16 protein-coding genes are annotated in these 13,357 nt (G+C 61.4%); 10 read left to right on the top strand and 6 right to left on the bottom strand.

Annotation, left to right across the window (positions count from 1 at the left end):
• Nucleotides 1-27: 27 nt before the first annotated feature.
• The gene (locus MTP16_RS13015; protein ID WP_243509277.1) at nucleotides 28-1,194 is read right to left on the bottom strand and encodes a DUF4856 domain-containing protein; all 1,167 of its coding nucleotides are present in this window, start codon (nucleotides 1,192-1,194) and stop codon (nucleotides 28-30) included.
• Between the two features lie 158 nt (nucleotides 1,195-1,352).
• Nucleotides 1,353-2,411, bottom strand: a complete 1,059-nt coding sequence (locus tag MTP16_RS13010) for an LLM class flavin-dependent oxidoreductase (RefSeq protein WP_243509274.1) — start codon at nucleotides 2,409-2,411, stop codon at nucleotides 1,353-1,355.
• 146 nt (nucleotides 2,412-2,557) lie between these two features.
• Between MTP16_RS13010 and MTP16_RS13005 the strand changes: the two genes are divergently transcribed.
• Nucleotides 2,558-3,271: a dienelactone hydrolase family protein gene (locus tag MTP16_RS13005; protein ID WP_243509271.1), complete on the top strand. Its 714-nt coding sequence runs from the start codon at nucleotides 2,558-2,560 to the stop codon at nucleotides 3,269-3,271.
• Nucleotides 3,272-3,398: 127 nt separating this feature from the next.
• Here MTP16_RS13005 and MTP16_RS13000 read toward each other — a convergent pair whose 3' ends face one another.
• A complete protein-coding gene (locus MTP16_RS13000) occupies nucleotides 3,399-4,427 on the bottom strand; it encodes a bile acid:sodium symporter family protein (protein WP_243509268.1) in 1,029 nt (342 codons plus the stop codon).
• Nucleotides 4,428-4,634: 207 nt separating this feature from the next.
• The gene (locus MTP16_RS12995) at nucleotides 4,635-5,162 is read right to left on the bottom strand and encodes a hypothetical protein (RefSeq protein ID WP_243509263.1); all 528 of its coding nucleotides are present in this window, start codon (nucleotides 5,160-5,162) and stop codon (nucleotides 4,635-4,637) included.
• A 186-nt stretch (nucleotides 5,163-5,348) separates the two neighbouring features.
• Between MTP16_RS12995 and MTP16_RS12990 the strand changes: the two genes are divergently transcribed.
• Complete coding sequence (locus MTP16_RS12990; protein WP_243509259.1) at nucleotides 5,349-6,395, top strand: SDR family NAD(P)-dependent oxidoreductase; 1,047 nt, start codon at nucleotides 5,349-5,351, stop codon at nucleotides 6,393-6,395.
• Between the two features lie 102 nt (nucleotides 6,396-6,497).
• Here MTP16_RS12990 and MTP16_RS12985 read toward each other — a convergent pair whose 3' ends face one another.
• Complete coding sequence (locus tag MTP16_RS12985) at nucleotides 6,498-6,806, bottom strand: hypothetical protein (RefSeq protein WP_243509255.1); 309 nt, start codon at nucleotides 6,804-6,806, stop codon at nucleotides 6,498-6,500.
• 295 nt (nucleotides 6,807-7,101) lie between these two features.
• The gene (locus tag MTP16_RS12980) at nucleotides 7,102-7,665 is read right to left on the bottom strand and encodes a hypothetical protein (protein ID WP_243509253.1); all 564 of its coding nucleotides are present in this window, start codon (nucleotides 7,663-7,665) and stop codon (nucleotides 7,102-7,104) included.
• Between the two features lie 36 nt (nucleotides 7,666-7,701).
• Here MTP16_RS12980 and MTP16_RS12975 point away from each other — a divergent pair, with 36 nt between their 5' ends.
• From MTP16_RS12975 to MTP16_RS12940, 8 genes are all read left to right on the top strand, one after another.
• Nucleotides 7,702-8,490, top strand: coding sequence for a prolipoprotein diacylglyceryl transferase (locus tag MTP16_RS12975; RefSeq protein ID WP_243509250.1), 789 nt, complete (start codon nucleotides 7,702-7,704; stop codon nucleotides 8,488-8,490).
• A 29-nt stretch (nucleotides 8,491-8,519) separates the two neighbouring features.
• The gene (locus MTP16_RS12970) at nucleotides 8,520-8,894 is read left to right on the top strand and encodes a hypothetical protein (RefSeq protein WP_243509247.1); all 375 of its coding nucleotides are present in this window, start codon (nucleotides 8,520-8,522) and stop codon (nucleotides 8,892-8,894) included.
• 89 nt (nucleotides 8,895-8,983) lie between these two features.
• Complete coding sequence (locus tag MTP16_RS12965; RefSeq protein WP_243509244.1) at nucleotides 8,984-9,472, top strand: hypothetical protein; 489 nt, start codon at nucleotides 8,984-8,986, stop codon at nucleotides 9,470-9,472.
• 4 nt (nucleotides 9,473-9,476) lie between these two features.
• Nucleotides 9,477-10,319: a tetratricopeptide repeat protein gene (locus MTP16_RS12960; protein ID WP_243509242.1), complete on the top strand. Its 843-nt coding sequence runs from the start codon at nucleotides 9,477-9,479 to the stop codon at nucleotides 10,317-10,319.
• Nucleotides 10,320-10,411: 92 nt separating this feature from the next.
• Complete coding sequence (locus MTP16_RS12955; protein WP_243509237.1) at nucleotides 10,412-11,818, top strand: radical SAM protein; 1,407 nt, start codon at nucleotides 10,412-10,414, stop codon at nucleotides 11,816-11,818.
• Between the two features lie 143 nt (nucleotides 11,819-11,961).
• Nucleotides 11,962-12,282, top strand: coding sequence for a hypothetical protein (locus MTP16_RS12950; protein ID WP_243509234.1), 321 nt, complete (start codon nucleotides 11,962-11,964; stop codon nucleotides 12,280-12,282).
• A gap of 17 nt (nucleotides 12,283-12,299) precedes the next feature.
• On the top strand, nucleotides 12,300-12,599 hold the full coding sequence (locus MTP16_RS12945) for a hypothetical protein (RefSeq protein WP_243509231.1): 300 nt from the start codon (nucleotides 12,300-12,302) through the stop codon (nucleotides 12,597-12,599).
• A 98-nt stretch (nucleotides 12,600-12,697) separates the two neighbouring features.
• On the top strand, nucleotides 12,698-13,234 hold the full coding sequence (locus tag MTP16_RS12940; protein ID WP_243509228.1) for a hypothetical protein: 537 nt from the start codon (nucleotides 12,698-12,700) through the stop codon (nucleotides 13,232-13,234).
• Nucleotides 13,235-13,357 lie beyond the last annotated feature (123 nt).

The following is a 13,357-nucleotide window of genomic DNA, read 5'->3' as shown; positions in this document are numbered from 1 at the left end:
TGACTATGCCAGCCCCGGTCTTCGTCATTAAAGCGAAAATTTGGTGTTGATGGCGGCAATGGCCGCATCGGCCTGGGCGTTGGTCAGGCTCCAGGCGCCCTGGCTGCCCGAGGTCAGGCCGTTGAGCACCGAGTCAGCCCAGGCGGTATCGACGCCGTATTTGGTGCAGAAGCGCAGGGCGTAGATGAAGCCGAGGCCTTCGCCCAGGGCGTGGGCTTTCACGTCGAGCGCGGCGGCAGCTTTCCAGCTGGCCAGGTACGATACAGCGGCTTTGGCCAGGGTCTTTTCCAGCTCGGTGCGGATGATGTCGGACTGGGCTTTCAGGGTGGCGTCGTCGTTGTTCACGATGGCGGCACGGCCCTTCAGGAAGGCCATGTACACGCCGGGTGAAGCAGCGCCGTTTTTCTCGTTAAGGTAGCCGGCCAGGAAACGCTCGCGGGGCGTGATGGCGTAGTCGGTCACCATCGTCGCGTTGCTGGTGAGATAGCCATAGGCCATGTCCCAGTTGTGCTCGCGCTCCGAGTACACCGTGCCGGCCACCACTTTGCTGTTATCGGCCGTCAGGGCGCTGTTTGTCATCAGCACGTTGCCAATCTGGTCGAGCAGCAGGGCGCCGAGCAAAGCCTTCTGCACAATCTGATTCACTTCGAAACCGCGGCCATCCACCAGGTAGCGGCCCAGGCGGCCGGCGTTGCCGGGGGTGGCAACCTGGTTCACGCTCTGGCTGGCGGTGGCCAGCTCGGCGAGCTTGGTGTCGAGGTAGGTGCGCACCACGTCGCCGTTGGCGGTGGCGAAGGAAGCGGCCGTTTTATCGCGCAGCTGCACGCCGCTGGCGGCGGCCGTGTTCAGCGTGGCCGAGGCAAAGGGGGCGTTGGTGCCGGCGTAGAGGTTGCGCAGCTTGGCCAAGTCCAGCGTGGCCGGCGCGGCCGGGGCCGCCACGGCCACGGTGCCCATATAGCTGTTCAGCTCCGAGAACATGTCGAGGCGGTTGGCAGCCTTGCCCAAATCCACCGTAGCAGCACCTTTTTCGTCCTTAAACGTGGTGGTGTAGGGCGTCGTAGCGGTCAGGGTGCTGTAGTCAACTTTCGCCCGCAGGGCCGGTGCCGAGGGAGCTACTTCGTCTTTGCTACAAGAGGCCAGCCCAAGCGTGGCGACAAACAGAACGGCGGAAGAAGAACGGCTAAAAAGGCCCATATAAGGAGAAAAGAGAAAAGTGTGCCGGAGTGAACAAATAGCCCAACCTTGTTTAGAATTGTTCTAAACTGCCACAAAAGTATAGGCTATTTAGAACCGTTCCAAATAAATTCCGCCGTCACCTCCTTTTCTCGGCCCTCACATCAGAAATTAGCTGCTTAAACGGCTTCAACCACTTGGTTTGCAGCCACACTTTCACCTTTTGGCAAATCAAATACCTCAGCCAGCAGCTCGTAAGAGCGGCGGCGGTCCTCAAAATCGGCGGTGATGGTGACGGCGGTTATTTCGTCCACACCGTAGTCGGCGGCCATCTGGGTGAACTGGGCGTGCACCTGCGCGGGCGTGCCGCTCACCACGCGGGCGTGGTTGTGCCGCAGGTGGGCCTGGTCTTCGGCCGTGAACTGGTAGCTGCGCACTTCCTCGGCCGAGGGGAAGGTGCGGAATTCGCCGCGGTTGAAGCGGATGAGCTGCATGTCCATGGCCTTGCGCAGCTCGTCGGCTTTCTCCTCGGTGTCGGCGCAAAGCGTGAACACAGCCACGTTGGCCAGCGGCTCGGCCAGTTCCAGCGACGGCCGGAACCGCTCGCGGTAGGTGCGCACCGCCTGCGGGCCGCCCGTGCCGTTGATGAACTGCGCGAAGGAAAACCCCATGCCCAGGTGCGCCGCAAACAGGCCACTCTGGCCGCTGGAGCTCAGTATCCAGAGCTCCGGCGCAGTGGCCGATTGCGGAATGGCCATCACCCGCTCGTGAATGGTGTCGGGCACCTTCTCGTCGCGCAGGTAGGCCTGCAGGTCCATCAGCTGCTCCACGAAGTCCTTCTCGTTGAACTGGTTGTTGGGGTTGAGGGCGTAGGCCGTGAGGCGGTCGGCGCCGGGGGCGCGGCCCATACCCAGGTCGATGCGGCCGGGAAACAGGCTTTCGAGCATGCGGAAGTTTTCGGCCACCTTCAGGGCGCTGTAGTGCGGCAGCATGATGCCGCCCGAGCCCAGCCGGATGCGCCGGGTGTGGTTGCCGAGGTGGGCCAGCAGCACTTCCGGCGTCGAGCCGGCCAGGGTGTTGGTGTTGTGGTGCTCGCTCACCCAGAAGCGGGTGTAGCCGAGGCGGTCGGCCAGCTGAGCCAGCTCCACGGTTTCGAGCAGGGCTTGGCGGGGCGTGGCACCCGGCCGGATGGGCGACTGGTCGAGCACGTTGAGGCGAAGTTTGGGGGAGGGAGTCATAGCTTGAAAGAGGGGTAGAAAGCTTAAACTACTGGTAGGGCCATCCGGTTCGAGAGTCCGGCCCGTGCCGACCGCCGCCCGGCCGAGCCGGAACATTTGCCGGCGTTGCCGGTATACGCACCCGGACTTTTACCTACTCCCTTGTAATGAGCGACCAGAACAACGTCATCATCGCCGTAGCCGACGGCACCGAAATGCACGCATACGCCGCTTTCCCCGACAGCACCGGCCCCGTGCCCGGCATCTTGCTGCTGCAGGAGGCCTTTGGCGTGAACCACCATATCCGCAGTGTGGCCGACCGGCTGGCCGCGGCCGGCTACGCCGTGGTGGCGCCCGAGCTGTTTCACCGCACCGCCGCGCCCGGGCTGGAAATTGCCTATTCAGATTTCAACACCGTGGCAATGCCGCATTACAGCGCCATTACCAACGAAGGCCTCACCGCCGACTTGCAGGCTGCCCACGGCTGGCTCACCACCCAGCCACTGGTAATGGCCGATAAAATTGGCAGCATCGGGTTTTGCCTGGGCGGCAAAGTGTCGTTTCTGGCCAACGCCGTGCTGCCGCTGGCGGCCGGCGTTTCGTATTACGGCGGCGGCACCCACTTGCTGAAAGACCGCGCCGATGAGCTGCACGCGCCACACCTCTTTTTCTGGGGCGGGCTCGATGCGCACATCAAAAAGGAGCACATTGCCGAGGTGACGGATGCCGTAGAAGCCGCCGGCAAGCCCTTCATCAACACGGTCATCTCCTACGCCGACCACGGCTTCCATTGCGATGAGCGGCCCAGCTACCACCCCCAAGCCGCCGCCGAAGCCTGGGCGCTGACGCTGGCCTTTTTCAAGGAGAAGCTGGGAGCTTAACGTGACGCCTTCCCCGGCCCCTTTTCCTAAAGGATAGGGGGTGCCAGCCGTTTCTCGTCAGAAGCACAACCGGTGCCCCCTCTCCTTTTCGGAGGGGGGTCAGGGGGTTAGGCCCAAAGCCTGAACGTCAAGCCACACGAGCATCAGCCGCCACCGCCTGCCGCCCCAGGTACTGCGCCATGCTGCTGGCCAGAATAATCTGCAGGGCATGATAGAGCATCAACGGCAATAGGATGAGCCCCGTGGCCGCGCTGGCCGGAAAGAGCAGGCTCGCCATTACGCTGCCGTGCACCAGCGACTTTTTGGAGCCGCAGAACACCGCCACAATCTGGTCGGCCCGCGCGAACCCCAAGGCCCGGCACAGCCCCCAAATGAGGCCAAACACCACCAGGTAGAGCGCCACCATGCCCGCGCTGAGCTTCACGATGTCGCCCAAGCCGTAGCGGCTGAAAATGCCTTCGGCGAAGGAATCGCAGAAGGCGGTGAAGACGATGAGCAGGATGGTAATCTGGTCGAAGATGCGCAGGCCGGCCTTGCGCTCCTCCACAAAAGCGTTGAAGCGGGAATGGAGCAACACCCCTGCCCCTACCGGCAGCACCACCTGCCACAGCAGCTGCGTGGCCAGGCCCCAAAGCTGCCCGCCGCCCGTGCCCGTGTGCAAAAACAGGCTGGTGAGCAATGGTGTGAGCACAATGCCCAGCAAGCTGGAAATGCTAGCGTTGAAAATGGCCGCCGGCAGGTTGCCGCCTGCAATGCTCACCATTACCACCGAGGTAGAAACCGTGCTGGGCAGCGCGCACAGGAAGAAAATGCTTTGCCACAGCATGCCGCCGCTTTCGCCGCCGAAAAACGGCTTTACCAGCAGCGCCAAAGCCGGAAACAGGGCGAATGTGGCCAGTTGCACCAGCAGGTGCAGTCGCCAGTTGCGCATGCCGGCGCGCAGCTTTTCGGTGCTCAGCTTCAGGCCATAAAAGAAGAAAACCAGCGCCACGCCCACGGTGGTAATGGTGTGCCACGGCACCGGGCTGGCCTTGCTGCCCAGGCCGGGCGCAAAGTAGGCCAGTGCCACCACGCCCAGCAGTGCCAGCAAAAACCAGTCGAGGCCGGCGCGGGCCAGCAAATCGGCCAAACGGCCGGAAGCAGAAGGTTTATTCATTCCTTCGCATACGCCTGCGGATGCTTTAATGGCCGAAATTGAGGTTGTGTGGCATAAAAAAGCGCCGGACTTTTGAGGGTCCGGCGCGTTGGTTTAAATGATGTAGGAGCGGGGCTTACCCCGACTGGCCGCCTGCTTTGCAACAACGATGTCGTTCAACGTCCGGGCGGGGGCGAGCCCCGCCCCTACGTCGCTTAATGTTAGTCCTTATTCATCGCCCGCAGCGCCACGGCCCAGGCCAGGCGGTGGGGTGCCCTGCACGCCCTGCACGTTGGGCACACCCATTTTTTCTTCGCGCTTGCGCTGGTATTTGTCGAACTGAGCCGGCGTGAGCACATCTTTGATGGCCGAGAGGCGCGAGCTGCTCACGGTTTCGACCACGCCGGCCAGCTTGCGCGGGTCGGCTTTGTAGCGCAGGTGAGCCGATTCCACCGCGTCGATGCTGCGGCGGTTGATGGCCCGCACCTTCTCGGTTTGCTGGGGGTTGAGGCCCAGGTTTTTCTGCATGTTGGCCGTGAGGGCGTTGGTTTTGGCATCAACCACGGCCGCGTCGGCCATGGGCATTGGCTCCTCGGATGCAGCGGCCGGCTGGGCGGGGGTGCGGGCTTTGGTTTTCACGCTGGGCTGGCCGGCGGTTTTGGTCTTGGCTTTCACCACGGTGTGGGCTGGCGCCTGGGCCAGCACGGCGGGCGCCGCAGCCAGGACCAGCAGCGACGAGAGCAAAATAACTTTCATTGGAAACGGGGCGGGAAACTTGGGCACAGAAAAAAGGGCGTTTCGGCGGAGTAAATATCGGCAAAAAGCCCGCGCTTTCAGTCCCTAACGCCTCGCCAACCACGTTTCGTGCCAGAGCCGCGCGAAAATCGGGACCGGTTGGCTCGTCCGTGCAACCTTTCGGCCCGGTTTGGCATACAATCACCCATGAAAGAACACAAGCGCACTTCTTCGACGAATTGGCTGCTGGCCGCCGGCCTGGGCGCGGCCGCCCTGGCCGCCACGCTGTGGGGCAACCGCCGCGGCTCCTACGACCTGAACCGGCGCGTGGTGCTCATCACCGGCGGCTCGCGCGGGCTGGGCCTGGTGCTGGCCCGCCAGGCCGTGGCCGAGGGGGCCCGCGTGGCCATCTGCGCCCGCGACGAAGCCGAACTGGCCCGCGCCCGCCAGGACCTGCTGATGGCCGGCGCCGCCGAAGCCGATGTGCTGACCGTGGCCCGCGACATCACCAACGAAACCGAAGTGCGCACCATGGTGGCCGAAGTTGAATCCCGCCTTGGCCCAGTAGACGTCCTTATCAACAACGCCGGCATCATTGTGGGCGGCCCGCTCGACAACATGGACCTGCGCGACTTCGAAGACTCGATGGCCGTGCACTTTTGGGCGCCGCTACACGCCATGCAGGCCGTGCTGCCCAGCATGCGCCGCCGCGGGGCCGGCCGCATCGTCAATATTTCTTCGCTGGGCGGCAAGGTGGCGCTGCCGCACATGGCCCCCTACAGCGCCAGCAAGTTTGCGCTGGTGGGCCTGTCGGAAGGCTTCCGGGCCGAGCTGCGGCAGCACGGCGTATCGGTCACGACGGTGTGCCCCGGCCTGCTGCGCACCGGCAGCCCCGACCACGCCATCGTGAAGGGCCAGCACGAAAAGGAGTTTGCCTGGTTCAGCATCGCCGACTCGCTGCCCGGCTTCACGCTCAGCGCCGAGCAGGCCGCCCGCCAAATCTGGAACGCCTGCCGCCGCGGCGACGGCGAAATCATCCTTTCGCTGCCGGCCAAATTCCTGGCCGCTTTCCACGGCCTGCTGCCCGGCACCACCACCGACATCCTGAGCTGGATGAACCGTGCCCTGCCCGCCACCGGCGAAAGCGCCGCCGCCAATGTGCGCCGCAGCGGCTTCGAAAGCGAGTCGGACCTGACCCGCTCGCCACTCACGGCCCTCACGCGCAAAGCAGCGGAGAAGAATAATGAAGTGTAAGGCGTGGCCCGAGTACCCCGAAGCTCCTGCTTCGGCCCGTTAGAACAACGACGTTCGCCCGGGCCGAAGCAAGAGCTTCGGGGTACTCGGCCATTCGATTTCTTACAGGGTGCCGCGGCGTTTGCTGCCGCCTACTTTGGCGCCCGAAATCTTGGTTTGGCGGCGGCTGTGAATGCCGAGGAAGCCCTTGTGAAAGAGGCCGTGGTGCCCGTAACGCCGGTAAATCGGGCGGTGATTACCGGGCATAATTTTACGGTTTGGGTTGCGAAAAACGCTGGCGGAAGTAGCGGAAGCGTCGGCGAGGGTTAATAAACTCAGCAGACCAACAAGCACAAGAACGTTGCGGAACATACGGGTAGGATTCGTGATAAAAAAGTAATCCGGGCAACCGGAAGCGCCCATCTGCAGCATGTCGCTTCCAGGTTGATAACCCTGCCCGCGGCAGAATTATTGCAAATCTCCCTCTTTCGTTCGACCATCGGGCCGTTTGTTTCAACCAAATCCCGCAATGGCAACAGCTGTTGGCGGGGCACCTATCGGCACAACAGCATGCTGATTACCAGCAACTAACGAGAATATCTGCTTTTAACCATTTAAGCCAACGGCGCACACACTAAAAATTTCGAAAAAAGTTGTGAGCAGAAGACGTTTTTCTGCCGCTCGGGCCCTTTGAGGAACCATCATAACCAAGCTGAAAGGCCTTTGCTCAGTACGCAGCTGCTGCCTGAGCAGGTCGGGCCGGTGCGCGCATGGCAGGTAGCGGAAACTCCTGGCCGGAATCCTGCAAATACCCGTTTTCGGTTCGAAGCTCCACATTAACCCCTAGTTGCAGCACCAACGTGGAATCGCCGGCAGTGCCTTTGGCTAGGGCCTGTTGCAGCGGGCGCAGCAAGGCGGGGTCGCAGGCCAGCGAATCGGTGAGCGGCAGCGCCATCGATACAAGCCGCTCCCGCTTGGGCGGAATGGTCAGGTATTGGCGCTGTCCTTCGTTGAGGTCGTTCCAGAACTGGCCCCGAAAAATCAGTATGCCATACATGCTTTCTACCTTGGCCTGGTCGGCGTCGTCGTTGCGCAAGCCGATGGTGAGGTAGAGCCGGGGCGGCGCCCCTGGAAACGGGGCAGCGAGGCTGTCGACGCGGACCACCCGCTCGCCGCAACAGTCGGGGGCATCGTTGCTGTTGTTGCAGGCGCCCCAGAGCAGCAGCGCCAACAGGCCCAGCAACAGCACGCTGGGCAAGGGCAGGCGAAGCAGGGCATTGGGGCGGGGCACAGGCCTAAAAGTACGTACTGCGCGCATCTTTGCGACATGCATTTTCCCGTCGAGCTAGCCCTGGGCCCCGCCCGCCTGCCCGTGCACCTGCTGTGCGAGGTGTTGGCCTACGCCCTGGGCTACCGCCTCTACCAACGCCTGCGTGCCGGCCACCCCGACCGCATCAGCGACGCGCACCGGCAGTGGATTTTCGTGGGCGCCGCGGCCGGAGCGCTGCTGGGCTCGCGCCTGCTGGGCCTGCTGGAACACCCCGAGCTGCTGGTGCACCCGCCCGGCGGCTCGCTCTACTACTTCACCAACAAAACCATCGTGGGCGGCTTCCTGGGCGGCCTCATTGGCGTGGAAATCACCAAAAAGCGCCTGGGCGTGACGGCCAGCAGCGGCGACCTCATGGTGTTTCCCATTATTCTCGGCCTGGCCATCGGCCGCCTCGGCTGCTTCTTCAGCGGGCTGGAAGACGGCACCTACGGCACGGCCACGGCCCTGCCCTGGGGCATCAACTTCGGCGATGGCGTGCGCCGCCACCCCACCAACCTCTACGAAATCCTGTTTCTGGGGGCGCTGGGGCTGGGGCTGTGGGCCCTGGAGCGGCAACGCGGCCCGCTGGCCAATGGGCGGCGGTTCCAGCTATTTCTGAGCAGCTACCTGTTGTTTCGGCTGCTGGTGGAGTTCATCAAGCCCACGGCGGCGCTGCCAGGGTTGGGCCTCACGGCCATTCAGTGGGCGTGCGTAGCGGGGCTGGGGTATTATGTTTGGGGATGGATGCGACAGCCGCCGCGTCCTCAAAACCAGCTTGATAACGCCCCGTTACGTTCTGCCAAGTAATTTTCAAGTGTTATTTAAATTCGTAGTACGTGAAGTATCATCACTTATCAATCTTCGGTGATAACACTGCTGAAACCTATCAAGCAATAACTAAAATCCTGGGCGTTGCCCCGCTGGAAGATGAAGGCCGCGCGTTTTCGAAATCCGAATACAGCGTGTGGACCTATGCTGTTGGAACAGAAGACAATCAACCTTACTTTGACTTCATCAATGTGTTTCTTGATTTATTAGAAACGAAGTTTGATGCTCTGGAAAAGCTAGGCATCTTCCGTGATAACATCACCTTTTGGCTGCTATACAATTATGAACATCAATGTTCATTAGGCTTTAATGCTCAAGAACTGTTGCGGCTTGGAGCAAGTGGCATTGCCCTCAATATTGACTGTTGGGAGGAGAAAAAATAAACCGGCTTAACAGATGTTAATCGAAGTCCACCATTGCCAGATGTCCCATGTTGGCGCCGCCTACAACATGCCGAAACCTTAGAACCGGCATGAAACACCTGCTTCTCCCCGGGCTCATATCCTTGCTTTTCAGTACCTCAGCTCGTGCCCAATACATTCCCCTACGTGGTGGCGAATACCTCGACACCACCACCGTCCGCAACCCCGCCTGCGTGAAGGCACCAACTGCACACTATTTCAACGTGGATGGGAAATACCCGCGCAGCTCGGCCACACTGGTGCAGGAGGCAACGGCCTTTTTGCAGCGCGGAGGCCGCAAATTCAGCGGCAGCGGCTACGTCACGTTTCGGTTTATGATTGATTGTGCGGGGTTTCGGCAGCCGATGACGCAGGTGCTGCAAACCGATGCCAACTACGTGTCCACCCACTTCCGCCCGGAGTTGGTAAGCGAATTGTATGCTTTTTTGAAAACGCTGAAAGACTGGCGGGCGGCCACGTACAGGGGCCAGGCCTTCAGCTACTTCACTTATTTAACCTTCAAGCTGACCGATGGGAAAGTGGTGGCCGTTATTCCTTAGCCTATTGGCGCCGGCTTGTGGCTACGGCCAGCCGGCCAGCGGTAAAACAGCTGGCGACTGCGCCAGCAAAGCCTACCAGGACACGCTAGTGGCCCGCTACCTCGACCGGGGCGCGCACCGCATCAGCTACCTCGACCCGCGCTGGGCGCAGTACTGCGACAGCCTGATTGCCGCTTGCCCCAACATCGCCTACGCCTACCAGCAGAAGGCCATGCCGCTGATTAAATGCGGCGACTACGCCAAGTCCATGCCGCTGATAGACAAAGCCGTGGCACTTGATGAAACCCGCTACCTGGCGTACCGGGGCTTTCTGAAGTGCATTTTCACGAAGGACTACACCGGGGCCATAACAGATTTCCAGCGCGTGGCCAAGCTCAAGCCCAACGGCCGCGAGATGGACCACACCTTCGCCTTTTTTGAGGGTGCTTGCGAGTTGGAGCTGGGCCACTACAAGTTGGCCGAAAAAGCCTTTGCCGCTGACATGGCCCTGCAGCGCGGCGCCGACGGGCAGGGCTCCATTCATTTCAATACGCTGTGGTATGCCGGTGTGGCAGCGGCCCGCCTCAAGCAGTACGCGCAAGCCCAGGCCTACCTGCAGCAGTGCCTGAAGGCCTACCCGCAGCACCCGGAGGCCAACTATTACCTGGCCCTGAACTACCAGGCGCAGGGACAGCCCGCGCTGGCGCGGCAGCACCTGGAAACCGCGCAGCGCGCCCTGATTGGCGGCTACCGGCTGAACGAGGACAATATTTTCTACGCCAACTACCCGGAGCAAATAACGGAGTACGAAGTGACGCAGGCACTAAAAAACGATGTAGGGGCGGGGCTCGCCCCCGCCCATCGTTGAACGAAATCGTTGAAATAAACGCAGTCGACCGGGCGGGGGCAAGCCCCGCCCCTACTATCTTCCGCCGTTCAATTCCTTTCCCTACGCCTGCCATGCCCGAACGGCCCTACACCTACTACGACTTCACCCTCAGCCTCTGCCCACAGTGCCTGCGCCGCATCGAGGCCAAAATCGTTTTTGAGGACGGCAACGTGTTTATGCTCAAGCGCTGTCCGGAGCACGGGCGGCAGAAAGTGCGCATCGCCACTGATGTGGAGTATTACAAGAGCATTCGCAACTACGTGAAGCCCAGCGAGACGCCACGCCGCTTCAACGCCGCCACGCACTTCGGCTGCCCCTACGACTGCGGCCTCTGCACCGACCACGAGCAGCACAGCTGCCTCACCGTCATCGAGATAACCGACCGCTGCAACCTCACCTGCCCCACCTGCTACGCCGAAAGCAGCCCCACCCACGGCCGCCACCGCTCCCTCGACGAGGTGGAAGCCATGGTGGACCTGGTGGTGGCCAACGAGGGCGAGCCCGACGTGGTGCAAATTTCGGGCGGGGAGCCCACGCTGCACCCGCAGTTCTGGGAAATTCTGGACATGTGCAAGCGCAAGCCCATCAAGCACCTGATGGTGAACACCAACGGCGTGCGCCTGGCCAAGGACGAAGCTTTTGTGGCGCGGCTGGCCACGTATTCGGGCGCGTTCGAGGTGTACCTGCAGTTCGACTCTTTCCGGGAGGACGTGCTGCTGACCATGCGCGGCCGCGACCTGCGCGAGGTGCGCCGGCAGGCCATCGAGAACCTGAACAAGTACAACCTGAGCACCACGCTGGTGGTGACGTTGCAAAAGGGCCTGAACGACGACGAGATGGGCGCCATCATTGACTACGCGCTCAAGCAGAAGTGCATCCGCGGCGTCACGTTTCAGCCCACGCAGGCAGCCGGGCGGCTCGACAACTTCAACCCCGAAACCGACTCGTTTTCGCTGACGGAAGTGCGCCAGGGCATCATCGACCAAAGCCCGGTGTTCACGGCTGACGACCTGCTGCCCGTGCCCTGCAACCCTGACGCGCTGGCCATGGCCTACGCCCTCAAGCTCGACGGCGAGGTGTTCCCCCTCACCCGCTACGTCGACCCCGCCGACCTGCTCACCAACGCCGGCAACACCATCGTATATGAGCGCGACCCGCGCCTGCGCCAGCACATGCTCAAGCTCTTCAGCACGGCCAATACGGTTGACACGGTGGTGCCCGAAATCAACCAGCTGCTGTGCTGCCTGCCACAGGTGTCGGCCCCCAACCTGAGCTACGAAAACCTGTTCCGCATCATCATCCTGCAATTCATGGACCCGTGGAATTTCGACGTGCGGGCGGTGAAAAAGTCCTGCGTGCACATCGTGAGCAAAGATTTGAAAATCATCCCGTTTGAGACGATGAACATCTTCTACCGCGACCAGGAAAAGCTGGCGCGGCTGGAAGAACTGCGGGCCGAGCGGGTGGGCATCGTGTGATGGAGCCGCGCAAGCCCTTGCCGCCCCCGACCAAGCCACCCAATTCTAATGGCTGCCTCATTGCCGTGCTCATTTGCTTGGTGTTGCTGCTGATTGGCTGGAGCATGTGCGGCGGCGGGTACGAAGTATCTCAGCAATAAGCCATGGCTACCGACCCGCCTGAAAAGGGCCAGCATCTTTATGCATGGCCGCTAGGCTTTAACCTGGCGCTGCTGCTACTGCTGGCCGGGCTTAGCTGGCCCCATTTGTATGGCAATGGCCTGGCTTTGCTACTGCTGGCCCTTGTCAATGGCTTGCTAGGTTTTGGGTTTCTGCTGTTTGAGCGGCGGCGAGACTCGGGCTACGCCGGTGGCTTTTTTCTTTCCTTTCTGCTACTGCTGCTCATTGGATTCGGTATGTGCTCGAAAGAGGCCGAGAACCACCGCCGGGGAACGGAAATAATCGTGCCGGTAAGCAATTCCTAAAACCTTATATTTCGCTCATGGACAAGCCCACTTTTGGCCGCATCGTTCGCAACAACCTGCTCGTGGTGCTGGGCGCGGCCGTCGTGCTGGGGCTGGCGGCGAATATGGGCGTCGACGCTGGCATTTTTCTGTTTGGGTTTTTCTACCTGGGCCAAGCCTTGTACAACCTGATTCTGGCCCTGGCGCACCTTGGCCGGGGGCCGGAAGATGTGGGCGCCGCGCCTTATTTCGTGAGCATGCTGCTGGTGCTCATCGTGGGCTTTGGGGCGTGCTCCGGCATTCTCATCTCGGCCGGGGCCCTCGCCAACATGCACTGAGGCTCCACATTGCTGGCGCGCCTTCTCATGGGCTCAAACGCACGCGGTGTTAGCGTTTGCGCGTCTGCCGAATACGACACTTTATCTTCCTTTCCCTCATGAAACACCTGACTTTTAGCGCCCTATTGCTGGGGATGGCCATGCTGACAAGCTGCGATTCAACCCAATCGCAAAAAATCGAGGTGTTCAATCAGGCCGGTATTACGTTTCAACACCCCGGCAACTGGTCGGCCGACGATGCCGACCGGGCCGGCCCCAACGCGGTGACGGTGACCTGCCAGAAGTCCGGCCTCGACGAGAGCGGCCTGATTACCGTTTCGTGCTTCAACGACAGCCTGGACCTGGACGAGGTTCAGAATATTTTTCACAACCAACTGGATTCTACCAGCTTGTACAAGTTGGCCGGGGTAAAATTCTCTTCGGCTGGGCCAGGGCGCTTTGGGCCGCACCATACCCTGCAAAGCCAGTTTAGTATGTCGATGCTGGGAGTGCCGCACACCGGCTGGCTCGACGCATTTCACTATAAAAACCACACCTTTATGGTGCTGCGCCAGCAGGCCGACGAGGATTCGGTGAAGAACAGGAAAGGTTTTGCCCTCATCACCCAAACGCTGGATGTAAAGCCGGGAAAATAGCGGGTTTTAGCGGCTGCTTGGAGGGCGCCGACGAGACCATGGGCACAGCGCAGCATCTGCCGCGGCTTCATCGCCGAAAGGCGCAGAAAGGGTGTGCGTGGCAGGGAGTTAGCCGCTGGCGAA

Origin of the sequence: Hymenobacter monticola, assembly GCF_022811645.1 — a bacterium.
GTDB lineage: Bacteria > Bacteroidota > Bacteroidia > Cytophagales > Hymenobacteraceae > Hymenobacter > Hymenobacter monticola.
The sequence above is the reverse complement of the archived record's forward strand: the minus strand, read 5'-3'. Positions and strand labels throughout refer to the sequence as shown.

Excerpts from the sequence above, each read along its gene's own strand:
- MTP16_RS12965 (WP_243509244.1), top strand. The coding sequence starts at position 8,984 with ATGAAACACCTGCTTCTCCCCGGGCTCATATCCTTGCTTTTCAGTACC.
- MTP16_RS12945 (WP_243509231.1), top strand. The coding sequence starts at position 12,300 with ATGGACAAGCCCACTTTTGGCCGCATCGTTCGCAACAACCTGCTCGTG.
- MTP16_RS13005 (WP_243509271.1), top strand. The coding sequence starts at position 2,558 with ATGAGCGACCAGAACAACGTCATCATCGCCGTAGCCGACGGCACCGAA.
- MTP16_RS13015 (WP_243509277.1), bottom strand. The coding sequence starts at position 1,194 with ATGGGCCTTTTTAGCCGTTCTTCTTCCGCCGTTCTGTTTGTCGCCACG.
- MTP16_RS12955 (WP_243509237.1), top strand. The coding sequence starts at position 10,412 with ATGCCCGAACGGCCCTACACCTACTACGACTTCACCCTCAGCCTCTGC.
- MTP16_RS12985 (WP_243509255.1), bottom strand. The coding sequence starts at position 6,806 with ATGCTGCAGATGGGCGCTTCCGGTTGCCCGGATTACTTTTTTATCACG.
- MTP16_RS12940 (WP_243509228.1), top strand. The coding sequence starts at position 12,698 with ATGAAACACCTGACTTTTAGCGCCCTATTGCTGGGGATGGCCATGCTG.
- MTP16_RS12975 (WP_243509250.1), top strand. The coding sequence starts at position 7,702 with ATGCATTTTCCCGTCGAGCTAGCCCTGGGCCCCGCCCGCCTGCCCGTG.
- MTP16_RS12995 (WP_243509263.1), bottom strand. The coding sequence starts at position 5,162 with ATGAAAGTTATTTTGCTCTCGTCGCTGCTGGTCCTGGCTGCGGCGCCC.
- MTP16_RS13010 (WP_243509274.1), bottom strand. The coding sequence starts at position 2,411 with ATGACTCCCTCCCCCAAACTTCGCCTCAACGTGCTCGACCAGTCGCCC.
- MTP16_RS12950 (WP_243509234.1), top strand. The coding sequence starts at position 11,962 with ATGGCTACCGACCCGCCTGAAAAGGGCCAGCATCTTTATGCATGGCCG.
- MTP16_RS12990 (WP_243509259.1), top strand. The coding sequence starts at position 5,349 with ATGAAAGAACACAAGCGCACTTCTTCGACGAATTGGCTGCTGGCCGCC.
- MTP16_RS13000 (WP_243509268.1), bottom strand. The coding sequence starts at position 4,427 with ATGAATAAACCTTCTGCTTCCGGCCGTTTGGCCGATTTGCTGGCCCGC.